Raw genomic sequence first — 26,434 nt, forward strand, 5'->3', positions numbered from 1 at the left:
AACATTTAGGTTTACAAGTATAAACCGAACCCAACCTGATCTAAACCCCTTTTGGAGATGCCCCATGGCTCACCAGACACGCTGGACGATGTCGCAAGTTACTGCATTATTTGAAAAACCCCTCCTTGAACTGCTGTTTGAAGCCCAGCAAATTCATCGTCAGCACTTCGATCCGCAGCAGGTGCAGGTCAGCACCTTGCTGTCGATTAAAACCGGTGCCTGCCCGGAAGATTGCAAATACTGCCCGCAAAGTGCGCGCTACAAAACTGGCCTGGAATCTGAACGTCTGATGGAGGTTGAACAGGTGCTGGAGTCAGCCCGTCAGGCGAAAAACGCAGGCTCCACCCGCTTCTGCATGGGGGCCGCCTGGAAGAACCCTCACGATCGCGATATGCCTTATCTGGAGCAGATGGTACAAGGCGTGAAGGCGATGGGGATGGAGGCCTGTATGACGCTGGGTACGCTGAACGAAACTCAGGCTCAGCGCCTGAGCGCGGCGGGGCTGGATTACTACAACCACAACCTCGACACCTCCCCGGAGTTTTACGGCAATATCATCACCACTCGCACCTATCAGGAGCGTCTCGACACCCTCGACAAGGTGCGCGATGCGGGCATCAAAGTCTGCTCGGGCGGGATCGTCGGTTTAGGCGAAACGGTGAAAGATCGTGCAGGTCTGCTGCTGCAGCTGGCCAACTTACCGACGCCGCCAGAGAGCGTGCCTATCAACATGCTGGTGAAGGTAAAGGGCACCCCGCTGGCCGATAACGATGACGTCGATGCGTTCGACTTTATCCGCACTATTGCCGTGGCGCGCGTGATGATGCCGACCTCCTGGGTACGTCTTTCCGCGGGTCGCGAGCAGATGAACGAACAGACCCAGGCGATGTGTTTTATGGCCGGGGCGAACTCCATCTTCTACGGCTGCAAGCTGCTGACCACCCCGAACCCGGAAGAGGACAAAGACGTTCAGCTGTTCCGTAAGCTGGGGCTCAATCCGCAGCAGACCGCGGTAGCCACGGGTGATATTGAGCAACAGCATCAGCTGGAGCAGCAACTCTTCAACGCCGACACTGAACAGTTCTACAACGCGGCAACGGTATGACCTGGCAGCAACGGATCACCGCCGCCCTGGAAGCACGCCGGGCGGCAGACGCGCTGCGCGTGCGCACGGTGGTTGAGAACGGCGCGGGCCGTTTTCTCACCCGCGACCAGCAGCGCTACTGCAACTTCTCCAGCAATGACTACCTCGGGCTGAGCCAACATCCTGAGGTTATTCGTGCCTGGCAGCAGGGGGCTGAGCAGTACGGTGTCGGCAGCGGCGGCTCGGGCCATGTCAGCGGCTATACCCGTGCGCATCAGGCACTGGAAGAACATCTGGCCGGCTGGTTAGGCTATCCACGTGCGCTGCTGTTTATCTCGGGCTTTGCGGCGAATCAGGCTCTCATTGCGGCTCTGCCGGGCAAAGCGGATCGGATCCTGGCCGACCGCCTGAGCCATGCTTCGCTGCTGGAGGCGGCCAGCCTCAGCCCGGCGCAGTTACGCCGCTTTGCGCACAACGATCCTGCGCAGCTGGCCGAATTGCTGGATAAACCCTGCGCCGGCCAACAGCTGGTTGTGACCGAGGGGATTTTCAGCATGGATGGCGACAGCGCGCCCTTAGCGGCGCTGGCCTCAGCTACCTGGCAGAGACAGGGCTGGCTGCTGGTGGACGATGCCCATGGGATCGGCATCACCGGCCCGGAAGGGCGGGGCAGCGCGGCTTGTCAGCAGGTCAAACCGGACCTGCTGGTCGTCACCTTCGGTAAAGGGGTGGGCGTCAGCGGCGCGGCGGTGCTGTGCAGCGAAGAAGTTGCCGATTATCTGCTGCAGTTTGCACGTCATCTCATCTACAGCACCAGCATGCCGCCTGCCCAGGCGGTCGCGCTGCTGACGGCGTTTAACCTCATTCGGGGTGAAGAGGGCGATGCCCGGCGACAAAAACTGGAACAGCATATTCAACAGTTCCGCCGTGGTGTGAAGGGTTTGCCGCTGCAGGTGACCCACTCGCACAGTGCCATTCAACCGCTGATTGTCGGCGAGAATGGCCGGGCGCTGAATCTGGCGCAGCATCTCAGAAGCCAGGGCATTTGGGTAACGGCGATCCGACCGCCTACGGTGCCTGCGGGCTCGGCGCGTTTGCGCCTGACCCTCACCGCCGCCCATAAAGCGGCAGATATCACGACGCTTCTGGAGGCGCTCCATGCCGCAAGTGAATAAACAGGCGATTGCCGCTGCCTTTGGCCGCGCTGCCCAGAGCTATGCTAACCATGACGCGCTGCAGCGACACAGCGCGCAGGGGCTGCTGGCCCTGTTGGGGGACATCGCCCCCAGCCGGGTGCTGGATGCAGGCTGCGGTCCGGGCGGGAATAGCCGCGTTTGGCGCAGTCGGGGCTGCCACGTGACGGCGATGGATCTCAGCGCACCGATGCTTGAACAGGCCCGCAGCAACGAGGCCGCAGACGCCTACCTGCTGGGGGATATCGAGGCTATCCCGCTGGCGGATGCCGGTTTCGATCTGGTCTGGAGCCACCTGGCGGTACAGTGGTGCGCCAGCCTGCCGCAGGCGCTCGCCGAGCTCTACCGGGTGACGCGTCCTGGGGGGCAGGTGGCATTTACCACGCTTCTGAACGACTCCCTGCCGGAGCTGAATCAGGCCTGGCGAGCGATAGATGACCGCGCCCACGCTAACCGCTTTTTAACGGCGCAGCAGCTCACAGAAGCCCTCTCTGGCTGGCGTTGCCGGGTAAAGCGTCAGACGGTCACTTTGCCGTTTGATGATGCCCTGCAGGCGATGCGATCCCTGAAGGGAATTGGAGCCACCCATTTGCACGAAGGGCGTGCCGGTAAACTGCTGACCCGTAGAGCGTTACAGCAGTTAGCGCTGGCATGGCCGCAGCAGAACGGAAAATTTCCGCTAACTTATCAACTCTTTCATGGAATTATCGAACGTGATTAACCGCTTTTTCGTCACCGGCACCGACACTGAGGTAGGCAAAACCGTTGCCAGCACCGCGCTGTTACAGGCAGCTTCCGCCCTGGGGTATCGTACGGCAGGTTACAAACCGGTTGCGTCGGGCAGCGAGATGACCGCAGAGGGGCTTCGTAACAGCGATGCGCTGGCATTACAGCACAACAGCAGCGTGGCGCTGCCCTACGATCGGGTGAACCCTTACACCTTTGCGGAGCCGACTTCCCCGCACATCGTCAGCGCTGACGAAGGGCGCCCCATCGATTTTTCGATCCTCTCTGCCGGCTTGCGTACCCTTGAACAGCAGGCCAACTGGGTGCTGGTAGAGGGGGCCGGTGGGTGGTTCACGCCACTCTCAGAGACACAGACTTTTGCCGACTGGGTAGTGACTGAGCAGTTGCCGGTGATCCTGGTGGTAGGGGTGAAACTGGGCTGTATTAACCACGCTATGCTGACCGCGAAGGCGGTAGAGCAGGCCGGACTCCGGCTGGCGGGCTGGGTGGCCAACGATGTCGTACCGCCGGGTAAACGCCACGCGGAGTATATGGCGTCGTTGACCCGGCTCATCCCCGCACCGCTGCTGGGCGAGATCCCCTGGCTGGGTGAGCACGGCGATACGGCAGAGGTGGGGCGCTATCTCTCCCTTAGCGCGCTGACGCCATCCAGTGGGCCAGCAGGGGATCGTCCAGCTCGCTAACGCGTCCCTGCGCAACGTTGCGCCCGCGATAGAGTAAACAAAAGCGATCCGCAACCCGGCGGATCAGCGACAGCTGCTGTTCTGCCAGTAAAACCGATAACCCTAACTCCCGGTTAAGCCGCACCAGCAGCTGCGCCAGCTTCACGGCGAACGACTGCCCCGGCCCGCGGCTGGGTTCATCCAGGATCAGCAGCCGGGGACGGGTCACCAGCGTATTCGCCAGCGCCAGCTGGTACTGCTCTGCCTCACCGATACCCGACGCGCGTAATCGGCGCAAAGGGTAGAGTTCCGGGAAGAGGTCGTAGATCTCGCCATTCATGGTGCCGCCCATGTCTCCCTTTGCCATCCGCGCAACCTGTAAGTTCTCCTCTACCGTCAGCTGTGAAAAGATGCGCCGCTCTTGCGGCACATAGCCAATGCCTAGCTGATGGCGCGTCTGCGCCGCCACGCCTAACAGATTGTAGGGAGGGGCGCCCGCCTCATGCCACACCATGCTGCCGCTGGCGACGGGCAGCAAACCCGCAATACAGTGGATCAGCGTGGTTTTCCCCATGCCGGGCAGGCCGACGATACCGGTACACACGCCGGGGGGCAGGTCGAGATCGACATTCCATAGCGTATGCTGATTCCCGTAGTACTGGTTAACGGCTCGGAGGCTCAACATCGTGTTTTCTCCTTAGGCTGGCGACGATGACCTGACATGTACTGCAAAACCCTTGCCACAGAGTCAGAAGAGGGCAAAAAACACCGTTTTTTCGGAACCCGCCGCAAAGTTTCTCCCTCAATCGCAGAAGATTGCACTGCCGCAGTGCCAGCCATGAAGAGTAATGGTGCAGCGCCTTTCTGCCGGGAGTGTGAGCAAGATCCCACCAATTTGCTCTGCCTTTTTTCGCTGAGGATCACCAAAATTTAGCGATAAAAAAAATTTCTTGCCGCGTTGGGTTAAAAAACCGGGAATTAGCAGAGCGGCGGCGGCTACGGGCTGGAATGAGTTATCCACTATTCCTGTGGATAACCTTGTGCATTAGAGTTAGAAAACGTGAGGTAAGCGAGAGAATACGCGGCCTGCGCCTGAATTGCTGCGAAACCCGTCTTTTCTTAATATTTTTTTATTATCAATAAGTTATATAAAAGCAATGTCTGTCAAGAAAGTGTCATGGTTAATGACAAAAGTACGTGGGCTCGTCTTGACAAATGTTAAAAAAGGAAAAGTTTTGGGGATAACCGAAAAAGTTCCGCATTCTGGCGGGTTGCAGGCGAAATTTTGCGCAGTAAACCGGTTAAAGAGTAGGCGGTAACAGAAATGGCAATTCACGTTACTGGTTTTTCATCCAGTATAATTTACTGGCAAAAAACCGTATCGCGAGTAAAATTACTCACCTGCCGTATAATTGATCATCAGGTCGTCGTTAATGAGTAAACCGTTCAAACTGAATTCCGCTTTCCGTCCTTCTGGCGATCAGCCAGAAGCGATTCGCCGTTTGAAAGAGGGGCTGGAGGATGGTCTCGCGCATCAGACGTTGCTGGGGGTAACCGGCTCGGGTAAAACCTTTACCGTTGCCAACGTCATTGCCGACCTGCAACGTCCGACCATGGTGCTGGCGCCAAATAAAACCCTGGCGGCGCAGCTGTACGGCGAGATGAAAGAGTTCTTTCCTGAAAACGCCGTTGAGTATTTCGTCTCTTACTACGACTACTATCAGCCTGAGGCCTATGTCCCGAGTTCGGACACCTTTATCGAGAAAGATGCCTCGGTAAACGAACATATTGAGCAGATGCGACTCTCTGCCACCAAAGCGCTGCTTGAGCGTCGCGATGTGGTGGTGGTGGCCTCGGTATCGGCGATTTACGGTCTGGGCGACCCGGATCTCTATCTGAAAATGATGCTGCACCTGACGGTGGGCATGATTATCGATCAGCGCGCCATTTTGCGCCGTCTGGCCGAGCTGCAGTACACCCGTAACGATCAGGCCTTCCAGCGCGGTACATTCCGCGTGCGCGGCGAGGTGATTGATATCTTCCCCGCCGAGTCCGACGATATCGCCCTGCGCGTGGAACTGTTTGATGAAGAGGTAGAGCGGCTGTCGCTGTTCGACCCGCTTACCGGTCATGTGGAGTCGGTGATCCAGCGTTACACCATCTATCCAAAGACCCACTACGTGACCCCACGCGAGCGTATCGTACAGGCGATGGAAGAGATTAAAGTCGAGCTGGGCGATCGCCGTAAGGTGCTGCTTGCCAACAATAAATTGCTGGAAGAGCAGCGCCTGAGCCAGCGCACCCAGTTTGATCTGGAGATGATGAACGAGCTGGGGTACTGCTCCGGCATCGAAAACTACTCCCGTTACCTCTCCGGGCGCGGGCCGGGCGAGGCGCCGCCAACCCTGTTTGACTACCTGCCGGCGGATGGCCTGCTGGTGGTGGATGAATCCCACGTAACCATTCCGCAAATCGGCGGCATGTATCGCGGTGACCGGGCGCGTAAAGAGACGCTGGTGGAGTATGGCTTCCGCCTGCCTTCCGCGCTGGACAACCGCCCAATGAAATTTGAAGAGTTCGAGGCACTGGCACCGCAAACCATCTACGTTTCAGCGACGCCGGGCAACTATGAGCTCGAAAAGTCGGGCGGCGACGTAGTGGATCAGGTTGTACGTCCGACCGGTCTGCTTGATCCAATCATCGAGGTGCGCCCGGTGGCGACGCAGGTCGACGATCTGCTCTCTGAGATCCGCGCCCGGGCGTCTATCAACGAGCGCGTGCTGGTAACGACCCTCACCAAGCGCATGGCGGAAGATCTGACCGAATACCTGGAAGAGCATGGCGAAAAGGTACGTTATCTGCACTCGGATATCGATACCGTCGAGCGTATGGAAATTATCCGCGACCTGCGTTTGGGCGAGTTTGACGTGCTGGTGGGCATCAACTTACTGCGAGAAGGGCTGGACATGCCTGAGGTGTCGCTGGTCGCGATTCTGGACGCTGATAAAGAGGGCTTCCTGCGCTCTGAGCGTTCACTGATTCAGACCATTGGCCGTGCCGCGCGTAACGTAAACGGTAAGGCGATTCTCTACGGCGATAAGATCACCCCGTCGATGGCGAAAGCGATTGGTGAGACCGAGCGTCGTCGTGAGAAGCAGCAACAATACAACGAAGAGCACGGCATCACGCCACAGGGTCTGAACAAGAAAGTGGTGGATATTCTGGCGCTGGGTCAGAACATTGCCAAGACCAAAGCCAAAGGCCGCGGTAAAGCGCGCCCGGTCATAGTGGAAGACGATTCCGCATTACTGACGCCAAAAGCGTTGCAGCAGAAAATACACGAACTGGAAGGGCAGATGATGCAGCATGCGCAGAACCTCGAGTTCGAAGAGGCGGCGCAGATCCGCGATCAGCTGCATCAGTTGCGAGAGTTGTTTATTGCGGCGTCGTGATTAACGTCGGTTCCCTCGCCCGAGAGGTGAGGGAACCGGTCAAAACGTCATTCAGCCCAATGCCTGAATGGCGCTTTCCAGCGCGACACGCAGCAGATGTCGATCGTGACGATATTTGATATCGCTGGCCTCCAGCGGCTCCTGGATCACCACGCGTCCCTCCATTCCTGAAGTATCCACTTTGGGCCCCACGACCACCGCATCGATAATTTTCTTACCGACCCGCTCCTCCATCAGCTGCAATTTGTTCGCCAGCGTTAAGCTGGCCGCGGCCGGGCTGAGTTCGCGCCCCAGGTTACCGATATAGACCACCGGTGCCGGTGTACGGCGTAGCGCCTGCGCCAGCTCGTTAATCAACAGCAGCGGCATCAGGCTGGTATAAAAGCTGCCGGGGCCAATCAGAATCAAATCTGCTTCGCCTATCGCTTCTACCGCTTCGCGGGTGGCAGGCACGCTGGGGTAGATCATCAGCTCTTTTGGCGCTACGGTGAGCTGATCAATATTCACTTCGCCATAGACTTCGTGGCCGTCGGCATCAATAGCCATCAGATCAACCGGCAATTCGGACATCGGAATCAAAAACGCATCCACTTTAAGCAGGTTGCGAATGAGATTGATCGCCTCCAGAGGCCTGACGCTGAGATGGTCCAGCGCCTTTAACATGAGATTTCCGAGGTTATGACCCGAAAGCTCGCCATTACCGCCAAAACGGTACTCAAACATGGCCGAGGCGACGCTGGGTTCGGTAATTAACTGGTTTAAGCAGTTACGCATATCGCCCCAGGCGATCCCCCCTTCAGAGCGGCGAATTCGACCCGTTGAGCCCCCATTATCAGTGGTAGTTACAATCCCTGTCAGGCGTGAGCCGAGAGATGACAGAGATGACATCACTCGTCCCAGGCCGTGCCCTCCACCGAGGGCCACCACGCGATCGAGGTCGGCAAAAGTGCGGTTGCGCATAAACATTCCTTCAAATTACGAACCCGCTAACAGTAACCTAACTACCCCTAAAAGACGATGCCCGTCCGGAGGCAAAATGACGTACATCAATGCAAAAACAGGGTATTTGCGTATTCTGTAGCGAAAATAGACGATAAGCGCGTTATATATAATTTTATATAGCGAAAGCGCGGGATGGCGAATTCCGCTTTAACGCGCTACTATCGGCTTAACCACGTTTTCATTACTGAAAACATACACTCTAGCCTTAACGCCTGTGTCCACAATGATATGGCGTTCTGGCCGTGGCGGTTCCGCCACCAGGGTACAGAAAGAAATGACTGTGCCTCCCATATTTGGAAAGGTGTACATGGCTTCACAACTTACCGATGCTTTCGCGCGTAAGTTTTATTACTTACGTTTGTCGATTACCGATGTGTGCAACTTTCGTTGCACCTATTGCCTGCCCGAGGGTTACAAACCGGGTAGCGTAACCAATAACGGCTTTCTCTCCGTGGATGAAGTGCGCCGCGTGACGCGCGCCTTTGCTGCAATGGGCACCGAAAAGGTTCGCCTTACGGGAGGAGAGCCCTCACTGCGCCGTGATTTTGTCGATATTATTGCCGCTGTGCGTGAAAACGACGCCATTCGTCAGATTGCGGTCACGACCAACGGATACCGTCTTGCACGCGACGTCGCCCAGTGGCGCGATGCGGGCCTGACGGCAATTAACGTTAGCGTCGATAGCCTCGATGCCCGTCAGTTCCACGCCATCACTGGGCAGGACAAGTTTCAGCAGGTGATGGAGGGGATCGATGCCGCCTTTGAGGCGGGTTTCGACAAGGTTAAAGTCAACACCGTGCTCATGCGTGATGTAAATCATCATCAGCTCGACACCTTCCTGGCGTGGATCAAACCGCGTCGCATTCAGTTGCGTTTTATCGAGTTAATGGAGACCGGTGAAGGTAGCGAGCTGTTCCGCCGTCATCATATCTCTGGCATGGTGCTGCGCGATGCGCTGCTCAAACGTGGCTGGATCCATCAGATTCGTCAGCGCAGCGACGGCCCGGCACAAGTCTTTTGCCATCCTGATTACGAAGGCGAAATTGGGCTGATCATGCCTTATGAGAAAGATTTCTGTGCCAGTTGTAACCGCCTGCGCGTTTCGTCGGTGGGTAAACTGCACCTCTGTCTGTTTGGCGATGGCGGCGTGGATCTGCGCGATTTGCTTGCCGAGGATGCACAACAGCAGGCGCTTGAAGCGCGTATCTCCGAGGCATTGACGCACAAAAAACAGACCCACTTCCTGCATCAGGGCAATACCGGAATCACCCAGAACCTCTCTTATATTGGCGGTTAAGCGCATAAGGAAGCAGAACATGAGCCAGGTTAACGCCGAATTTATCCCGACGCGGATAGCCATTCTTACCGTCTCTGAACGCCGCGGCGAAGAGGATGACACCTCTGGTCACTGGCTGCGCGAGGCGGCGCATGATGCGGGCCATCAGATTGTCGATAAAGCCATTGTTAAAGAGAATCGCTACGCCATACGTGCGCAGGTCTCTCAGTGGATCGCCAGCGAAAATGTGCAGGTGGTACTGATCACCGGTGGCACCGGTTTTACGACCGGGGATCAGGCACCGGAAGCGCTGCTCCCGCTCTTCGATCGCGAAGTCGAAGGTTTTGGCGAGGTGTTCCGTATGCTCTCCTTTGAAGAGATTGGCACCTCCACGCTGCAGTCGCGCGCAGTGGCTGGCATCGCCAATAACACCCTGATTTTTGCTATGCCGGGCTCCACGAAAGCCTGTCGTACCGCGTGGGAGAACATTATCGCTCCGCAGCTTGATGCCCGTACGCGCCCGTGCAATTTCCATCCTCATCTTAAGAAGTAAGCTATGTCGCAACTGACCCATATTAACGCCGCGGGCGAAGCCCATATGGTGGATGTCTCCGCCAAAGCGGAAACCGTACGCGAAGCGCGCGCAGAAGCCTTCGTCACCATGTTGCCAGAGACTCTGGCGATGATTATTGATGGCAGCCACCACAAAGGCGACGTCTTTGCCACGGCGCGTATCGCAGGCATTCAGGCCGCTAAACGTACCTGGGAGTTAATTCCGCTTTGTCATCCGTTGATGTTAAGCAAAGTCGAAGTGAATCTGCAGGCCCAGCCGGAACAGAGCCGGGTGCGTATTGAGTCGCTGTGCCGTCTGACGGGTAAAACCGGCGTTGAGATGGAAGCTCTCACCGCCGCCTCGGTTGCGGCGCTGACCATCTATGACATGTGCAAAGCGGTCCAGAAAGATATGATAATTGGCCCGGTGCGCCTGTTAGCGAAGAGCGGCGGTAAATCGGGGGATTTCAGGGTGGAAAGCAATGATTAAAATTCTGTTTTTTGCGCAGGTACGCGAGCTGGTTAATACCGACAGCCTGACGCTGGATGCCACCTTCGACGATGTTGAAGCGTTGCGTGCGCACCTGGCGGGGCAGGGTGACCGTTGGGCGCTGGCGCTGGAGCCCGGTAAACTGCTGGCGGCGGTCAACCAGACCCTCGTTGAGTTTAACCACCCTGTGCGTGCCGGTGACGAAGTCGCCTTCTTCCCACCGGTCACCGGAGGCTAACATGAGTGAAACCTGCATCCGCGTGCAGACCACGCCCTTCAACGTAGGTGAAGAGTACCGCTGGCTTGCCGAGCGCGACGAAGACGGCGCGGTGGTGACCTTTACCGGTAAAGTGCGTAACCACAACCTGGGCGACAGCGTTAAAGCGCTCACGCTGGAACACTACCCAGGGATGACCGAGAAAGCGCTGACGGAAATCGTTGCCGGTGCGCGCGAACGCTGGGCATTAGGGCGCGTCACCGTCATCCATCGCATTGGTGAGATGTGGCCGGGCGAAGAGATTGTCTTTGTCGGCGTCACCAGCGTTCATCGCGGCAGCGCCTTCGACGCGGGCGAGTTTATTATGGATTATTTGAAAACGCGCGCCCCCTTCTGGAAACGCGAAGCCACGCCGGAAGGTGAGCGCTGGGTCGAGTCCCGCGACAGCGATAAAGCCGCAGCCCATCGCTGGTAGCCGGATTGCCGGGATGTGTTAGGCTTATGAGTATGTTTTCTTAACAGGAGTGAGTCATGGATCGATTTCCGCGTTCCGATTCGATAGTTCAGCAGACCCGCAGCGGGCTGCAGACCTATATGGCGCAGGTGTACGGCTGGATGACGGTCGGGCTGCTGCTAACCGCGTTTATCGCCTGGTATGCGGCGAATACGCCTGAGTTGATGATGTTTATCTTCTCAAGCAAAGTCACCTTCTTTGGGCTGATCATTGCGCAGCTGGGGCTGGTATTTGTGCTCTCAGGCCTGGTGCATAAGCTCAGCGCCGGGATGGCAACAACGCTATTTATGCTCTATTCGGCGCTGACGGGGCTCACGCTCTCCAGCATCTTCCTCGTCTATACCTACTCATCTATCGCCAGCACCTTTGTGGTGGCCGGTGGGATGTTTGGTGCCATGAGTCTGTATGGTTACACCACCAAACGTGACCTGAGCGGCTTCGGCAATATGCTGTTTATGGCGCTGATTGGTATCGTGTTGGCTTCGCTGGTGAACTTCTGGCTGAAGAGCGAGGCGTTGATGTGGGCGGTGACCTATATCGGGGTGATTGTCTTTGTCGGGCTGACGGCTTACGACACCCAGAAGCTGAAAAACATCGGCGAGCAGATGGATGTGCGCGACAGTAGCAACCTGCGTAAATACGCCATTCTGGGGGCGTTGACCCTCTATCTGGACTTCATCAACCTGTTCCTGATGCTGCTGCGTATTTTCGGCAACCGCCGTTAACGTTCAGGCCCGGCGAACCCTTCGCCGGGCCATTATCACTGTTTCTGCATCGCCTCTTCGTTTTTCGCCCGCAGCTTCTTCGCCCGACCTTCCAGAATCAGATACCCCACCGTCGCCAGCGCCAGCGGCAGGAAGTAATAGAGCACGCGGTACGCCAGCAGGGCGGCAATAATCTTGCCGTGCGACACATGTTCCCCGGCCAGCAGGGCAATAAATACGGCCTCGAGCACCCCGATCCCGGCAGGAATATGGACGATGACCCCGGCGATGCTGCTCACCAGCAGAACCCCAAGCACGAAGAAGTAATTCACATCTTCGCCGATCAGCATCCAGATGATGACTCCCATCGCCATCCAGTTTGCCGCCGAGATGGCCATCTGCGCCAGCGCAAACTTCCACGACGGCAGTACCAGCTTCTGGCCCTTAATAGTCATATGACGGCGTTTAGCAAAGGCGCAGGCCCAGAGATAGAACGCAATCATCGCCAGCAGCACAATGCCAATAATCCGCAGCGTACCCTGGTCGATATACCAGTGGTCGGGCAGTTGCACCACGCCTGCGGTAAAGATCACCCCGCCCAGCAGGATATAGCCCAGCCAGTTGGTGGTGATACTCAGCGAAAAGATGCGGGTGATGGTGCTGCCGGGCAGGCCGAGACGGGAATAGAGGCGATAGCGCATACCGATGCCGCCCACCCAGGTGCTCAGGGTCAGGTTAAAGGCATAGCAGATAAACGACACCAGCATCACCTGCCGCTTTGCCAGTTTGTGACCACAATAGGCCCGCCCCAGTAAGTCATAGCAGCCATAAATCAGGTAGCTCACTATCACAAGACCGAAAGCACTCGCCAGGATCCACGGGTTATAGTCGCGGATAACTTTGCCCACGTCCTCCCAGTCCACTTTCTGCGCGTAGATCACCAGCAGCACCGCTACGGCGATGAAAAAGAGCCCGGTGAGGATTTTTTTGGCCACCCGCCAGCGGGAATGTTTTTTACTCATCAGGGTTTCGCCCCCGTATTTTCAGCTTCGACACGATCCTGCGTCTCCATCTCGGGTTGCACTGGCGGGTCAACCTGCGCCAGCTTGGGCGTATGTGCGGGCAGCCAGCCAACCAGCGCCGGGAAATGACGCAGGAAGTGGAACACCACCACGCTTTTAGTCAGGTTCCACCAGGTGCGTTTCGGTACCATCGACTCATCCACGCGCACGCAATCCTTTTCAATAATGGTGTTCAGGTTTTCGCGCAACGTATGGTTAAACTCGCGATCGTGAATAATCAGGTTAGCCTCGAGATTCAGGGAGAGGCTAAGGGGGTCGAGATTACTGGAGCCCACGGTCGCCCAGTGATCGTCCATCACCGCCACTTTGCCATGCAGTGGACGGCGGCGGTATTCGTAGATCTGTACGCCGCCTTTCACCAGATAGTGATAAAGCAGACGCGCGCCTACGGTGACAATCGGCATATCAGGCTCGCCCTGAACGATAAGCTTCACCCGAACCCCACGCCGTGCTGCGTTACGCATAGCGTGCAGCAGCCGATAGCCCGGGAAGAAATAGGCATTGGCAATGATCACTTCCCGACGGGCGTTAGCCAGCATCTTCAGATAGTGGCGCTCAATATCATCCCGGTGCTCTTCGTTGTCACGCCAGACGAACAGCGCCTGAGCCTCACCGGGTTTGGTGTTCTCTTCCGGGCGGTGGCGGCGCTTCCACCACCGGCGGGCGGCGGCGTTGCCGGGCAGGTTCTCCAGCTCAAACTGTAGGATGTCCTGCACCACCGGGCCTTCCACCTCTATCGCGTAATCCTGCTTGGCTTCCGGGCCGTAGTCCGACATATGTTCATCGGAGTAGTTAATGCCACCGACAAAGGCGATGCGGTCATCAATGACCACAATTTTGCGGTGCATACGGCGAAAGACGTTGGTACGCATGCCCAGCAGGGGAGGGCGTGGATCGTAATATCGGAACACCACGCCGGCCGCGGTCAGCTCACCGACAAAATCATCGCTTAAATCGGGTGAGCCGTAGCCGTCCAGCAGGACTTCAATCTGTACACCGCGCTGAGCCGCACCGAGCACTGCAGCATGCAGCTGGCGGCCTACGCCATCTTCAAACCAGATAAAGGTTTCGAGAATAACTCTGCGTTCCGCTTTGCCAATGGCGGCAAAAACGGCGGGATAAAAGTTATCTCCGTTTTCCAGAAGCCGTATCCGGTTACCCTCTTGCCATGAGCATTTCATAAGTGGATCTCCGCACTCAAAGGGGCATGGTCGGACAGGTGACGCCAGTTTCTCAGCGCCAGCGCGGTAGGGGCGCTGGCATGGGCATTTTTCACATAAATACGGTCGAGACGCAGCAGCGGAAAGCTAACGGGAAAAGTGCGTGCTGGTCGACCGTGGGCGCGGGTAAAAATCTCATCTAATCCCGCCCGGGCTTTCAGCGGATGGTTAGCCCGCTGGCGCCAGTCATTAAAATCCCCGGCCACCACCACCGGATCGCCCTCCGGCAGGCCATTGACCCAGGTGGACATCATATCCAGCTGCGCCCGGCGGTGCGCCTCTCGTAGCCCCAGATGGACAGAGGCCACGTGCAGGGGGGCGTCGAATTCCGGCAGGGCGATACGGCAATAGAGCAGCCCGCGCTTTTCGCTCTCGCCCACCGAAACGTCATGGTTTTCGTAATGTTCAATAGGATAGCGTGAAAGCACCGCATTGCCATGGTGCCCTTCGGGGTAGACCGCGTTGCGCCCGTAGGCATAGTCGCTCCACATGGTATCGGCAAGAAACTCATAGTGGCTGGTATCGGGCCAGTTCTCCACGTGCAGCGGATGCACTTCGTGCGCCCCCATCACCTCCTGCAGGCAGACGATATCCGCGCTGACGGTGCGAACCGCGTCGCGTAGCTCCGGCAAAATAAAGCGGCGGTTAAATGCCGTAAAGCCTTTATGGATGTTGATCGTCAACACTTTTAGCGAAAAATGGCGGCTTTGTTGGCTCATAAGCTCCCTCCGGCGTTACTATCCTGATGAAAATAAAGTGTAGTCGTCGTCACAAAAAGATGCTGGGTTACGGAATTTTCCGTAAAGTGCGGTAGTCTGAAGAAGCAGATAAAAATCCTCCAGGAGAGAAGCCATGAAGTGGCAACAACGCATTCGCGTCGCAACCGGCCTGAGTTGCTGGCAGATTATGTTGCATTTAGCGGTTGTCGCTGTGCTGGTGCTGGCGTGGACCAGCGGAGCGCTGGTGCGCGTTGGGTTAGGTTTATGCGTGCTGTACGGGGTGACCGTCCTGCTGATGCTCTTTTTACAGCGTCACCATGAGCAATGCTGGCGTGAAGTGGCAGATGTGCTTGAAGAGCTGACCACCACCTGGTACTTCGGCGCGGCCATGATTGTGCTGTGGCTGCTGTCACGCGTGCTGCAGAACAATATATTACTGGCTCTGGCAGGGCTGGCCATCCTCGCCGGGCCGGCAGTGGTGTCACTGCTGACCCGGGAGAAAAAGCTACGCGATATTGCGTCTAAACATCGCGTAGGCCACTGAGCCCGTCGTGGCCGCTATCACCAGTAGCGGCCACAAACTTCCCCAGACAATATCCAGACTCGCGTCCTTCAGGTAGATCTGCTTGGTAATATCGGTAAAGTGCCGAATAGGGTTTACCCACGTCAGATTCTGTAGCCATACCGGCATGTTCTCGACCGGCGAAACATACCCCGACAGCAAAATGGCGGGCATCATAAAGACAAACACCCCGATAAAGGCCTGCTGCTGCGTAGAGCAAAGCGCCGAGATCAACAGCCCGAATCCCACCAGCGACAGACCATAGATCACCATCGTGAAGTAAAACAGCGCCAGCGACCCCGCGAAGGGGATGTGATAGGCCCAGATACCGATCCCCAGCACAATGGTCGCCTGGAACGTTGCGACAATCAGCGCCGGTACCGCTTTACCGACAAAGATTTGCCAGGTGGCCAGCGGCGAGACCAGCAGCTGGTCGAGGGTGCCCTGTTCCCGTTCGCGGGCCACGGACAACGACGTGACGATCATCACTCCAATGGTGGTGATCATGGCGATAAGCGACGGCACCACAAACCACTTGTAGTCGAGGTTAGGGTTATACCAGTTGCGCACCACCAGTTCGCTGTTGTTCGGTTTGGGTTTATCCGCCATCAGCTCTTGCTGATACTCCTTCACCACCTGCTGCAGATAGTTCGCGGCAATCTGGGCACTGTTGGAGTTCCGCCCATCCAGAATTAACTGCATAGGGGCGGTTTGCAGCCTGTCCAGGTTGCGCGAAAAATCGGCCGGGAAGCGCACCAGCAACAGCGCCTTTTGGGTATCGATGGTAGGCTGGATCTCCTGCGGGCTTTTCAGTAGCAGCACGTGAGTAAAGGCTTTAGCGCGGGCGAAGCGCTGGGTCAGCTCTACCGAATGTTTACCGTTGTCTTCGTTATAGATAGCAATAGTGGCGTTGGTCACCTCCAGGGTGGCGGCGAAGGGGAATAACAGCACCTGAATGAGCACCGGTAGCACCAGAATGGCGCGGGTCTGCGGCTCACGCAGCAGCGACTGCAACTCTTTACGAATTAACGTCCATAAACGATGAAACATGGCTGCTCCTTAATCCAGTCGCCGTTTCGTTTTCATCCAGGTGAGGCCGATAAACATCACCGCCGAGGCGATCAAAAATAGCAGATTGACCACCAGCACCGCCGGAATGTTACCTGCCAGGAACAGGCTCTGTAGCGTACTCACGAAATAGCGCGCCGGAATGATATAGGTCACGGCGCGGATCACCGCCGGCATACTGTCGATCTGGAAAATAAATCCGGACAACATAATCGAGGGTAAAAAAGCGGCATTCAGCGCCACCTGGGCAGCGTTAAACTGGTTCCGGGTGATGGTGGAGATGAGAAGCCCCATTCCCAGCGTGCTCAATAAGAAAAGTGAAGTGATAAAAAAGAGCACAATCAGCGAGCCGCGATAAGGCACCCCCAGAATAAAGACCGACACCAGCATGCAGAGCAGCATCGCCAGCATGCCGAGGAAATAGTAGGGGATAAGCTTGCACAGCAGCAGCTCCGTACGCGTGACCTCCGTAGAGAGTAGCGCCTCCATGGTGCCGCGCTCCCACTCCCGGGCGATAACCAGCGACGTGAGAATGGCGCCGATCACCGTCATGATGATGGTCACCGCGCCGGGAATGATAAAGTGCTGGCTGATGGCCGCCGGGTTAAACCAGTAGCGGGTCTGCACATCGATAAGCGGCTCAAAGGTCTCGCCCCGGTCTTCGGCACGCTGCATCTGCCAGAGCTGCCAAATCCCCTCCGCATACCCCTGCACAAAGTTGGCGGTGTTGGGCTCGCTGCCGTCGGTGATCACCTGGATCGGCGCACTGTCGCCCGGCGTGGCCATTCGGGCGGCGAAATCCACCGGGATCACAATCAGGCCGCGAATACGCCCGGCCTGCATCATCTGGATCAACTGCTGGCGGTTATCGCTGACGGTGGCGTCGATATAGGGTGAGCCGGTCATGGTATGGGTGAAGTCGAGCGCCTCTTCGCTCTGCTGCTCCAGTAAAATGCCCACCCGCAGCTTGCTGGAGTCGAGGTTAATGCCATAGCCGAAGATAAAGAGCAGTAGTAGTGGGATAACCACCGCAATCAGCCAGCTGCTGGGGTCGCGCACGATCTGCCGCGTCTCTTTGATACAGAGTGCGCGCACCCGGCGCCAGGAGAGGGCGTTATGCGCCATGGCCTTGCTCCTTATCCCAGTCGTTAATCAGCGTGATGAAAGCCTGCTCCATCGTCGGGTCAGGCATCGCCTCATCAGCGGCCTGCGCTTTAAGATCGTCCGGCGTACCGTGGGCAATCAGCTTGCCGCGATAGACCAGCCCAATGCGATCGCAATACTCCGCTTCGTCCATAAAGTGGGTGGTCACCATCACCGTCACCCCTTTTTCCACCATGCTATTGATATGCAGCCAAAACTCACGGCGGGTGAGGGGATCCACCCCGGAGGTGGGCTCATCCAGAAACAGAATGTCAGGCTCGTGCATCAGGGAGCAGGCCAGTGCCAGACGCTGCTTAAAGCCAAGGGGGAGCGCATCGGTGGCGTGGCTGGCGATGCTTTTCAGCCCGAAGGCTTCGCTCATGCGCGCAATCTTGTCGTTCTGTGCCCGCCCCCGCAGGCCATAGACCCCGGAGAAGAAACGCAGGTTCTGCTCCACCGTCAGGTTGCCGTACAGCGAGAATTTCTGCGCCATATAGCCCAGATGCTGACGGGCCTTGCCCGAGCTGACCTTGAGATCCATATCCAGTACCAGCGCCTTGCCGGACGTCGGCACCAGCAGGCCGCACATCATCTTGAAGGTGGTGGATTTCCCTGCGCCGTTCGGCCCCAGCAGGCCAAAAATCTCTCCGCGCTTCACGGCAAAGTTAACGTCATCCGTGGCGGCAAAATCGCCAAATTTTTTGGTCAGTGATTTGGCTTCAATCACCGTCTCGCCGGGCGTGCCTTCAACCGTATGCAGAATGGCCCCAAGCGGGGACTCCTCAGTCCCCGCGCCACCCAGCAGATCGATAAACGCATCTTCAAAGCGGGGGGCGGTCTCATTCATCTCAATGTCCGGCATCCCCGGGGCGCGACGAATATCCTCCGCGCTGGCCTCTTTTTTCAGGATCAGGCGTACCGATTTCCCCTGAATCATGCCGTCGCTCACCTGGGGTAGCGTCAGGACCCGCTGCAACAGACGGCGGTTGTTTTCGTCGGGGCTGTGCAGCAGGAAGCTGCGACCGTTCATGCCGGTGGTGAGGGCAGTAGGATCGCCCTGGTAGAGCAGCTTGCCTTCGTTCATCAACAGGACATCCCGGCACTGTTCGGCCTCGTCCAGATAGGAGGTACTCCAGAGGATCAGCATGCCGTCGCCTGCCAGCTCATGCACCATCTGCCAGAGTTCACGCCGGGAGATCGGATCGACGCCCACGCCGGGCTCATCCAGTAGCAGGACCTTCGGCTCGCCTACCAGGGTGCAGGCCAGCCCCAGTTTCTGCTTCATCCCGCCGGAGAGCTTGCCCGCCAGCCGCCCGGTAAAAGGGCCCAGCGCGGTAAACTCCAGCAGCCGCTGGAAGGTTTTTTGCCGGGTTTCGCCGGTGACGCTGCGCAGGTCGGCATAGAGGGTCAGGTTTTCCATCACGGTCAGATCTTCATACAGACCGAATTTTTGCGGCATATAGCCCAGTAAGGCGTGCAGGGCGCGATCGTCTTCGATGGGATCTAACCCCAGTACCCGCGCCTGCCCGTCGTCGGGCTTGAGCAGCCCGGCGAGCATACGCATCAGGGTTGTCTTTCCAGCACCGTCCGGGCCGACAAGCCCGGTCACGTAGCCCTTTTGCAGGGTACAGTTCAGGGGCGCCACGGCCGGGCGGTCCATTCCGGGAAACGTCTTCAGCAGTCCTGTGAGTTCAATAACCGCATCATTCATGACCATCCCCATCGTTGAGCGTAACGGTCACCGGCATCCCCTGGCGCAGGGCGTCGTCGGCATCGGTCACGATAATGCGCAGGCGATACACCAGGTCAGTACGCAGATCCGGCGTTTCGACGGTTTTTGGCGTAAATTCAGCGGTGGGTGAGACGAAGCCCACTTTACCGTGATAAGGCTTATCCGGGCGGCCATCCGTGTAGAGCAGCAGCTCGCGCCCCGGCTGCATCTGACCCAGGTTGGGTTCATCGATATAAGCGCGCACCCATACCGGACGGGTCAGGGAGAGGGTCAACACCGTGCTGCCGGCGTTAAGCATGCTGCCCGGCTCGACGGCGCGGGTCATCAGCGTGCCGTTTGCGGGGGCGGTAAGGGTGGTATCACGCAGATCCAGTTCGGCCTGCGCCAGCTGGGCCTGAGCCTGTTCAAGGCTGGCTTTTGCCTGGGCGATATCCTGCGGGCGGTTACCGGTGCGATATTGACTTAACTTATCCTGCGCCGATTTCAGCGTGGCCTGGGCCTGGTCGCGGGAGGAGCGGGCATTTTCCAGATCGTTAGCGGAAATTGTCCGGCTGCCCCACAGCCCTTGCTGGCGTTGATAGAACTTCTGCGCATAGTCATATGCCGCCTGCGCCTGTTTCACCGCTGCGGCGGCCTGCGCCACCTCTTCTTCGCGATAGCCCGCCTGCATCAGGTCATATTGCGCCTGCGCAACGGAGACGCCCGCTCTGGCCTGCAGCAGAGCGTTTTCAAACGGCGCCTTATCCAGTTGCCCCAGCGTCTGCCCGGCGGTGATGGCATCGCCTTCATCTACCGTTAACGACGCCAGCCGCCCCCCCACGCGGAAACTCATATTAACGGTACGAATATCCACATTACCGTACAGGGTCAGCCCTTTATCCTGCTGGCCCTGATACCAGAGCCAGCCTCCCGTCACGATGGCAACCAGCGCCAGCGCGGCCAGGATAACAACCACGGGTTTTTTCATCACTCCGGACTCCTTTGCGTTAATCCCTCTAAAACGAGATCGATATGGCAGCTCACGACCTGAAAAATTTGCTCTGCCCGCTCTTCATCAAAATGACTCCAGCCCGCGCGCAGCAGGATGGTCTCGCGCCCGAGGCGAAAGGCGAGGATCTCGCCCAGCAGCGCATGGGTGTGCAAGATGGTTTGGGTATCTTCCGCTGCGCGCCCGGTATAGGCGGCAATCAGCCGGGTCAAATGACCGTGCATCGGGGCGATAACCTGGTCATGCACGTGCTGATACGCCGTGGTGGGGGAGAGCTGCTCGCGGGAAATAAATTTACTGAGGTTCAGCGTGTCGTCGTGGGTCAGCAGCTGGATCATGTTCCTGGCCGCTTGCAGGATCAGGGCGCGCACCGCGCTTTTATCCGGCACGGGTTGCGCAAGCAGGGTTGTCGCGGCCTCCACATGTGGGCGGAATTGGGTGCCAATAAAATCGGCGATCCACTGGGCGCAGGCGAGGTACAGATCCTCTTTTGAGCCAAAATAGTAGGTGATGGCGGCGATGTTCTGCCCCGCCTGTGCGGCGATATCGCGAGTGGTAGCATGCAGGCCATACTCGCCAAACTGGGAGAGTGCAGCGGCAATCAGCTGGCTGCGGGCTTGTTCGCCTTTACTGGTGGTGGGGATTGTATTCATCGTCGCGCCAAAAAATTAATCAATCGATTGATTAACTTTATGGTTAAATTTTCGCCTTGTCCAGCCGACCGGAGATTTATTTTGTCATGCCCGCCGTCAGGGATATTTTATGCGCCAAGTCACAAAATCTGCTACACTCCGCAGCTTCGTGACATTGTGGTTTTTGTCCTGTCTATTCGTCTTATCTCCCTGAAAACTACACCTGTGACGGTCGGGGCGGTTCGGAGTTGTTATGTCTTTTGATACCCTTGGCCTGAATCCTGATATTCTGCGCGCCGTCGCAGAGCAGGGCTATCGCGAACCTACCCCTATTCAGCAGAAGGCGATCCCCGCCGTGCTGCAAGGCCGTGACCTGATGGCGAGCGCCCAGACCGGTACCGGTAAAACCGCAGGCTTTACGCTGCCGCTGCTGCAACGTCTGATCGAGAATCAGCCGCATGCGAAAGGCCGCCGTCCGGTTCGTGCCCTGATTCTGACCCCAACCCGTGAGCTGGCGGCTCAGGTGGGCGAGAACGTCCGTGAATACAGCCGCTATCTGAACATTCGCTCGCTGGTGGTCTTCGGCGGCGTGAGCATTAATCCGCAGATGATGAAACTGCGCGGCGGCGTGGATGTGCTGGTGGCAACGCCGGGCCGTCTGCTCGATCTGGAACACCAGAATGCGCTGAAGCTGGATAGCGTAGAGATTCTGGTGCTGGACGAAGCCGACCGTATGCTGGATATGGGCTTTATCCACGACATCCGGCGCGTACTGGCTAAACTGCCGGCGCGTCGTCAGAACCTCCTCTTCTCTGCGACCTTCTCGGATGAGATCAAATCGCTGGCAGAAAAACTGCTTCACAATCCGCTGGAAGTGGAAGTGGCGCGTCGTAACACTGCGTCTGAGCAAGTGACCCAGTATGTGCACTTTGTTGATAAGAAGCGTAAACGCGAGCTGCTCTCCCAGATGATCGGTCAGGGCAACTGGCAGCAGGTGCTGGTCTTTACCCGCACCAAGCACGGTGCCAACCATCTGGCAGAACAGCTGAACAAAGACGGCATTCGCAGTGCGGCGATCCACGGCAATAAGAGCCAGGGGGCACGTACCCGCGCGCTGGCCGACTTTAAATCGGGTGACATCCGCGTGCTGGTCGCCACCGATATCGCCGCCCGTGGTCTGGATATCGAAGAGCTGCCGCACGTAGTGAACTACGAGCTGCCGAACGTGCCAGAAGATTACGTTCACCGTATTGGCCGTACCGGCCGTGCTGCCGCCACGGGTCAAGCGCTGTCGCTGGTCTGCGTCGATGAACATAAGCTGCTGCGCGATATTGAGCGCCTGCTGAAGAAAGAGATCCCGCGCATCCAGACTCCAGGTTATGAAGTGGATCCCTCTATCAAAGCCGAACCGATCCAGAACGGTCGCCAGGGTGGCGGACGCGGTCAGGGCGGTGGACGCGGGCAAGGCGGAGGCGGCCGTGGTCAACAGCAGCCGCGCCGTACTGAAGGGGCAGCCGCTAAGCCTGCCAGCAAACCGCCGCGCCGTGATGGCGAAGGCAAGCCCGCCGGAGAAGGGCAGCGCCGTCGCCGTCCGCGTAAACCGGCGGCAGGACAGTAATCTGGAAGCCCGGCCGTAGAGCCGGGCTTTTTTTTTGCCGCTGGCAGGTGAACGTGCCACAATAGTGGCTGTTTATACAGTATTTCAGGTTCCCCGATGGCTTTAACCGCTGCGCTAAAAGCGCAAATTGCCGCCTGGTATAAGGCGCTGCAACAGCAGATACCCGACTTTATTCCCCGAGCACCTCAGCGGCAAATGATTGCCGATGTGGCGAAGACGCTTGCGGGCGACGAGGGCCGGCATCTGGCGATTGAAGCCCCAACCGGCGTCGGGAAAACCCTCTCATATCTCATTCCGGGTATTGCCATTGCCCGTGAAGAGCAAAAAACGCTGGTGGTCAGTACCGCCAACGTTGCCTTGCAGGATCAAATCTTCAGCAAAGACCTGCCTCTGCTGCGCAAAATTATTCCTGAGCTGCGTTTTACTGCCGCCTTTGGGCGTGGACGCTATGTCTGCCCGCGTAACCTGACGGCCCTCTCCAGCAGCGAAGCCACGCAGCAGGATCTGCTGGCCTTTCTGGATGACGAACTGACCCCGAATAATAAGGCCGAGCAGGAGCAGTGTGCGAAACTGAAAGGCGATCTCGACAGCTACAAGTGGGATGGCCTGCGGGATCATACCGATCAGGCCATCAGCGATGATCTCTGGCGGCGTTTAAGCACCGACAAAGCCAGCTGTCTGAACCGCAACTGCCACTACTACCGCGAGTGCCCGTTCTTTGTCGCCCGGCGTGAAATTCAGGAGGCAGAGGTCGTTGTGGCTAACCACGCGCTGGTAATGGCGGCGCTGGAGAGCGAAGCCGTTCTGCCGGAGCCGAAGAACCTGCTGCTGGTGCTGGATGAAGGACATCATCTGCCGGACGTGGCGCGTGATGCGCTGGAGATGAGCGCCGAGATCACCGCCCCGTGGTTTCGCTTGCAGCTGGATCTGTTCTGCAAGCTGGTTGCCACCTGTATGGAGCAGTTCCGTCCAAAAACGATCCCGCCGCTGGCCGTGCCGGAGCGGCTCAGCGAGCACTGCGAAGCGGTCTACACCCACATCGCTTCCCTGAATAACATTCTCGATCTTTATCTTCCGGCAACCCAGCAGGCCGAACACCGCTTCGCCATGGGGGAACTGCCGCAGGAGATCATGGCGATTTGCCAGGAGCTGGCGAAGTTGCTGGAAAAACTGCGCGGGCTGGCAGAGCTGTTTTTAAACGATCTGAGCGAGAAGACCGGCAGCCACGACGTGGTGCGTCTGCACCGGGTGTTATTACAGATGAACCGCGCGCTGGGGATGTTCGAGGGGCAGAGCAAACTGTGGCGGCTGGCCTCTATGGTTCAGGCCTCCGGCGCCCCGGTGACCAAATGGGCGACCCGCGACGTTCGCGACGGACAGATTCACCTCTTCTTCCACTGCGTGGGGATCCGCGTTAGCGATCAGCTGGAAAAGCTGCTCTGGCGCAGCGTACCGCACGTGGTGGTCACCTCGGCCACCCTGCGCTCGCTAAACAGCTTCTCGCGTCTGCAGGAGATGAGCGGCCTGAGAGAGAAAGCGGGAGATCGTTTCGTGGCGCTCGATTCGCCCTTCAACCACTGCGAGCAGGGTAAAATTGTTATTCCGCGTATGCAGTATGAACCGCTGATCGATAACGAAGAGCAGCACATCGCCGAGATGGCCGCCTTCTTCCGTGAGCAACTCGAAAGCAAAAAATATCCCGGCATGCTGGTGCTGTTTGCCAGCGGCCGCGCCATGCAGCGTTTTCTGGAAGAAGTGCCCGATCTCCGCCTGCTGCTGCTGGTACAGGGCGACCAGCCCCGCTACCTGCTGGTGGAACTGCACCGCAAGCGGATAGATAACGGCGAGCGGAGCGTGCTGGTGGGGTTGCAGTCCTTTGCCGAAGGGCTGGATCTGAAAGGGGATTACCTCACCCAGGTGCATATTCATAAGATTGCGTTCCCGCCGATCGACAGCCCGGTGGTGATTACCGAAGGGGAGTGGCTCAAGAGCCTGAACCGCTACCCGTTTGAAGTCCAAAGCTTGCCTGCGGCGTCGTTTAATCTGATTCAGCAGGTGGGGCGTCTGATCCGTAGCCACGGCTGCTGGGGGGAAGTGGTTATCTATGACAAACGCCTGCTGAGTAAAAACTACGGCCAGCGATTGCTGAACGCGCTGCCTGTTTTCCCTATTGAGCAGCCCGGCGTGCCGCCGGTAAAAAAACGCCCGACAAAACTGACCGTCGGGCGTAAAAGGAGCATCCGTGCTAAGGGGCGCAGTCCTACTGGTAAGTGAATGTCACCTGCACCACGCTGCTGAAAGTACCGGCGGTGACGGGCAACGAGGTGGTGTAATAGCGGGCGGCGAGCGGAAAGGTCGCGGAGTGGTCGGTCTGGTCGATCAGCACGTTAAAGCTTGCCTGCGGGGCAATGAACATATTGTCCTGCGGGTCTGCAAGCTCCAGGGCCAGACCTTTGGCGCTGCCCATATTGGCGAATTTGGTGGGGTGTTGGCTGTCCGCCTGCCCGTAAAAAAAAGCGTTCGCCAGCGTGAGGGTTTTAGGGCAATGGGTCACCTTCAGGGTAAAATCCTTCCACGCGCCGGTATCCCCCACATCTTTGAAATCACTGGATGCCGCCTGGCCTAAATCAACGGTTAACGCTTTGCTGGCGCTATCAACGGTGCAGGTATTGGCATAGATATTCCCCACCATCTGCACCTGGATCTCCTCAGCATAACTCTGCGCCATTAGCGCGGCTGTCAGCAGAAAAATACGTGTTTTCATCATTATCACCGGTAGGCGAGCGTAATGGTCGCAACGGTGTTGGCCGGGCCGGGCGTGACCTCGTCGCGGGTCTGGATGTAGCGAACCTGGAAGGGAATATCCAGCGTCTGATTCTCGATCGCCTCGCCCTGGGTAGGGACATACTGATTGAAGGTGGCGATATGATCGTCAAACAGCATTCTTACGCCGACCCCTGTGGCCATCCCGTTTTCCGGGGTGAGTTTGAGTACGCCGTCGAGACCCGGTTCATAGCCGTTGGCGCTGGTAATTTTGATCTCTGGCTGTACCGTTGAAGTACAGTTAACGGTGGCATTAAACGTTTTCGCCGGGGTAGAAAGGGTACCCACCCCGGTAAAGTCGCTGATGGGGAAATCACCCAGGTTAACGGTCAGGTTTTTTGGCGATACGGAACAGGTGACGATGTTGAGATTGACGTTGCCGGCATAGGCAATGGAGTTAGGGCTACCGATCCCGTCGTGACCGTAAACGCCAAGCCCGAACTTGGTCTGGCTTTGCTGTAGGGTACCCGACACCACCTTCATGCTCGTTTTAATGAGCTGAAGCGAAAGGTTAAAATCGAAGCTGGCGTTCCCGTCGGTTGATACATAGCTGATGGGCGTACTGCGCGAGTCGCAATAGACGCCGCCTGCGCCGGTAATACGCTGCCCTTTATCGTTCACCAGGGCGACGCCAATGCCTTCCACGCCAGATTCATACACTCCCGCCATGCCGGGTATTTCACTGCCGGTACCGTAATAGCAGGCGACAATCTCCATCCCCCCCTCAAGGCCGTTGTCACAATGACCGGCTATATGCACGGACTGGTCAGTTCCCGGGATCGTCGATCCGACGGGGAGCGTCGTGGGCACGGAAATCGACGAAATATTAATTTGCTTCGGCATATCCGACGAGAGACAGGCCGCTTTGGCATGCGGCATAACGAGTGCGCCGGTGGCCAGAACGAGTAACAAAAGGCACTGTTTAACAAGCTGCATAATCAAACCTTCAGGGTA

At 57.6% G+C, this 26,434-nt stretch carries 26 protein-coding genes and 1 riboswitch; of the genes, 14 read left to right on the forward strand and 12 right to left on the reverse strand.

Features of this window, described 5'->3' with window-relative positions; translation table 11 throughout:
- The first annotated feature begins 64 nt into the window (after positions 1-64).
- From bioB to bioD, 4 genes are read left to right on the forward strand one after another with little or no spacing between them, the layout of a single operon-like run.
- Positions 65-1,105, forward strand: coding sequence for a biotin synthase BioB (gene bioB, locus WFN75_RS02505; protein ID WP_040076491.1), 1,041 nt, complete (start codon positions 65-67; stop codon positions 1,103-1,105).
- The gene (gene bioF / locus WFN75_RS02510; protein ID WP_336995569.1) at positions 1,102-2,259 is read left to right on the forward strand and encodes an 8-amino-7-oxononanoate synthase; all 1,158 of its coding nucleotides are present in this window, start codon (positions 1,102-1,104) and stop codon (positions 2,257-2,259) included. The genes bioB and bioF overlap by 4 nt, the downstream gene beginning before the upstream one ends.
- On the forward strand, positions 2,243-2,998 hold the full coding sequence (gene bioC / locus WFN75_RS02515) for a malonyl-ACP O-methyltransferase BioC (RefSeq protein WP_288821344.1): 756 nt from the start codon (positions 2,243-2,245) through the stop codon (positions 2,996-2,998). The genes bioF and bioC overlap by 17 nt, the downstream gene beginning before the upstream one ends.
- Positions 2,991-3,707 (forward strand): dethiobiotin synthase, encoded by a 717-nt coding sequence (gene bioD, locus WFN75_RS02520; protein WP_212477374.1) that lies wholly within the window; start codon positions 2,991-2,993, stop codon positions 3,705-3,707. Before bioC ends, bioD begins: the two co-directional genes overlap by 8 nt.
- Here the strand turns inward: bioD and WFN75_RS02525 are convergent.
- The gene (locus WFN75_RS02525) at positions 3,655-4,371 is read right to left on the reverse strand and encodes an ABC transporter ATP-binding protein (RefSeq protein WP_040076487.1); all 717 of its coding nucleotides are present in this window, start codon (positions 4,369-4,371) and stop codon (positions 3,655-3,657) included. The two genes, bioD and WFN75_RS02525, sit on opposite strands and share 53 nt — an antisense overlap.
- A gap of 748 nt (positions 4,372-5,119) precedes the next feature.
- Here WFN75_RS02525 and uvrB point away from each other — a divergent pair.
- On the forward strand, positions 5,120-7,138 hold the full coding sequence (gene uvrB / locus WFN75_RS02530; RefSeq protein ID WP_046886944.1) for an excinuclease ABC subunit UvrB: 2,019 nt from the start codon (positions 5,120-5,122) through the stop codon (positions 7,136-7,138).
- Between the two features lie 51 nt (positions 7,139-7,189).
- Here uvrB and yvcK read toward each other — a convergent pair whose 3' ends face one another.
- The gene (yvcK, locus tag WFN75_RS02535) at positions 7,190-8,098 is read right to left on the reverse strand and encodes a uridine diphosphate-N-acetylglucosamine-binding protein YvcK (protein WP_207293268.1); all 909 of its coding nucleotides are present in this window, start codon (positions 8,096-8,098) and stop codon (positions 7,190-7,192) included.
- A gap of 225 nt (positions 8,099-8,323) precedes the next feature.
- A riboswitch (molybdenum cofactor riboswitch) is annotated at positions 8,324-8,460 on the forward strand.
- Between yvcK and moaA the strand changes: the two genes are divergently transcribed.
- The 6 genes from moaA (at position 8,448) to WFN75_RS02565 (ending at position 11,914) form a co-directional block, all read left to right on the forward strand.
- Positions 8,448-9,437: a GTP 3',8-cyclase MoaA gene (moaA, locus tag WFN75_RS02540; protein WP_046886942.1), complete on the forward strand. Its 990-nt coding sequence runs from the start codon at positions 8,448-8,450 to the stop codon at positions 9,435-9,437. (Overlaps the previous riboswitch by 13 nt.)
- A gap of 19 nt (positions 9,438-9,456) precedes the next feature.
- Positions 9,457-9,969: a molybdenum cofactor biosynthesis protein B gene (gene moaB / locus WFN75_RS02545; protein ID WP_336995570.1), complete on the forward strand. Its 513-nt coding sequence runs from the start codon at positions 9,457-9,459 to the stop codon at positions 9,967-9,969.
- Positions 9,970-9,972: 3 nt separating this feature from the next.
- Entirely contained in the window at positions 9,973-10,458 is a 486-nt protein-coding gene (gene moaC / locus WFN75_RS02550; RefSeq protein WP_336995571.1) for a cyclic pyranopterin monophosphate synthase MoaC, read from the forward strand.
- Positions 10,451-10,696 (forward strand): molybdopterin synthase sulfur carrier subunit, encoded by a 246-nt coding sequence (moaD, locus tag WFN75_RS02555; protein ID WP_207293271.1) that lies wholly within the window; start codon positions 10,451-10,453, stop codon positions 10,694-10,696. Before moaC ends, moaD begins: the two co-directional genes overlap by 8 nt.
- Before the next feature lies 1 nt (position 10,697).
- A complete protein-coding gene (gene moaE, locus WFN75_RS02560) occupies positions 10,698-11,150 on the forward strand; it encodes a molybdopterin synthase catalytic subunit MoaE (protein ID WP_325946438.1) in 453 nt (150 codons plus the stop codon).
- Between the two features lie 56 nt (positions 11,151-11,206).
- Positions 11,207-11,914: a Bax inhibitor-1/YccA family protein gene (locus WFN75_RS02565; protein ID WP_040076479.1), complete on the forward strand. Its 708-nt coding sequence runs from the start codon at positions 11,207-11,209 to the stop codon at positions 11,912-11,914.
- 35 nt (positions 11,915-11,949) lie between these two features.
- On the opposite strand, the gene WFN75_RS02570 is transcribed toward WFN75_RS02565, so the two are convergent.
- Genes WFN75_RS02570 through WFN75_RS02580 form a run of 3 tightly spaced genes read right to left on the reverse strand, consistent with a single transcriptional unit; the run spans position 11,950 to position 14,914 of the window.
- Positions 11,950-12,915 (reverse strand): lysylphosphatidylglycerol synthase domain-containing protein, encoded by a 966-nt coding sequence (locus WFN75_RS02570; protein WP_046886938.1) that lies wholly within the window; start codon positions 12,913-12,915, stop codon positions 11,950-11,952.
- On the reverse strand, positions 12,915-14,156 hold the full coding sequence (clsB, locus tag WFN75_RS02575) for a cardiolipin synthase ClsB (RefSeq protein ID WP_046886937.1): 1,242 nt from the start codon (positions 14,154-14,156) through the stop codon (positions 12,915-12,917). Before clsB ends, WFN75_RS02570 begins: the two co-directional genes overlap by 1 nt.
- On the reverse strand, positions 14,153-14,914 hold the full coding sequence (locus tag WFN75_RS02580; protein ID WP_046886936.1) for an endonuclease/exonuclease/phosphatase family protein: 762 nt from the start codon (positions 14,912-14,914) through the stop codon (positions 14,153-14,155). The genes clsB and WFN75_RS02580 overlap by 4 nt, the downstream gene beginning before the upstream one ends.
- 133 nt (positions 14,915-15,047) lie before the next feature.
- Between WFN75_RS02580 and WFN75_RS02585 the strand changes: the two genes are divergently transcribed.
- Positions 15,048-15,458 (forward strand): YbhQ family protein, encoded by a 411-nt coding sequence (locus WFN75_RS02585; RefSeq protein WP_336995572.1) that lies wholly within the window; start codon positions 15,048-15,050, stop codon positions 15,456-15,458.
- On the opposite strand, the gene WFN75_RS02590 is transcribed toward WFN75_RS02585, so the two are convergent.
- The 5 genes from WFN75_RS02590 to cecR are packed head-to-tail and all read right to left on the reverse strand — an operon-like array spanning position 15,420 to position 21,060.
- Complete coding sequence (locus WFN75_RS02590; protein ID WP_046886935.1) at positions 15,420-16,526, reverse strand: ABC transporter permease; 1,107 nt, start codon at positions 16,524-16,526, stop codon at positions 15,420-15,422. The two genes, WFN75_RS02585 and WFN75_RS02590, sit on opposite strands and share 39 nt — an antisense overlap.
- Positions 16,527-16,535: 9 nt before the next feature.
- Positions 16,536-17,669: an ABC transporter permease gene (locus WFN75_RS02595; protein WP_040076473.1), complete on the reverse strand. Its 1,134-nt coding sequence runs from the start codon at positions 17,667-17,669 to the stop codon at positions 16,536-16,538.
- Entirely contained in the window at positions 17,659-19,398 is a 1,740-nt protein-coding gene (locus tag WFN75_RS02600; protein ID WP_336995573.1) for an ATP-binding cassette domain-containing protein, read from the reverse strand. The genes WFN75_RS02595 and WFN75_RS02600 overlap by 11 nt, the downstream gene beginning before the upstream one ends.
- Entirely contained in the window at positions 19,391-20,386 is a 996-nt protein-coding gene (gene hlyD / locus WFN75_RS02605; RefSeq protein ID WP_286933421.1) for a secretion protein HlyD, read from the reverse strand. Before hlyD ends, WFN75_RS02600 begins: the two co-directional genes overlap by 8 nt.
- Positions 20,386-21,060, reverse strand: coding sequence for a transcriptional regulator CecR (gene cecR / locus WFN75_RS02610; protein ID WP_233801288.1), 675 nt, complete (start codon positions 21,058-21,060; stop codon positions 20,386-20,388). Before cecR ends, hlyD begins: the two co-directional genes overlap by 1 nt.
- Before the next feature lie 232 nt (positions 21,061-21,292).
- Here cecR and rhlE point away from each other — a divergent pair, with 232 nt between their 5' ends.
- On the forward strand, positions 21,293-22,657 hold the full coding sequence (gene rhlE / locus WFN75_RS02615; RefSeq protein ID WP_040076469.1) for an ATP-dependent RNA helicase RhlE: 1,365 nt from the start codon (positions 21,293-21,295) through the stop codon (positions 22,655-22,657).
- 96 nt (positions 22,658-22,753) lie between these two features.
- Entirely contained in the window at positions 22,754-24,931 is a 2,178-nt protein-coding gene (gene dinG / locus WFN75_RS02620) for an ATP-dependent DNA helicase DinG (protein ID WP_336995574.1), read from the forward strand.
- Here the strand turns inward: dinG and WFN75_RS02625 are convergent.
- The gene (locus WFN75_RS02625; protein WP_212477382.1) at positions 24,918-25,421 is read right to left on the reverse strand and encodes a fimbrial protein; all 504 of its coding nucleotides are present in this window, start codon (positions 25,419-25,421) and stop codon (positions 24,918-24,920) included. The two genes, dinG and WFN75_RS02625, sit on opposite strands and share 14 nt — an antisense overlap.
- A gap of 5 nt (positions 25,422-25,426) precedes the next feature.
- Complete coding sequence (locus WFN75_RS02630) at positions 25,427-26,416, reverse strand: fimbrial protein (RefSeq protein ID WP_046886931.1); 990 nt, start codon at positions 26,414-26,416, stop codon at positions 25,427-25,429.
- Positions 26,417-26,434: the final 18 nt, after the last annotated feature.

The sequence above is a fragment of the Leclercia sp. UBA7405 genome, assembly GCF_037152215.1.
In the GTDB taxonomy this organism is placed as follows: domain Bacteria; phylum Pseudomonadota; class Gammaproteobacteria; order Enterobacterales; family Enterobacteriaceae; genus Enterobacter; species Enterobacter pneumoniae.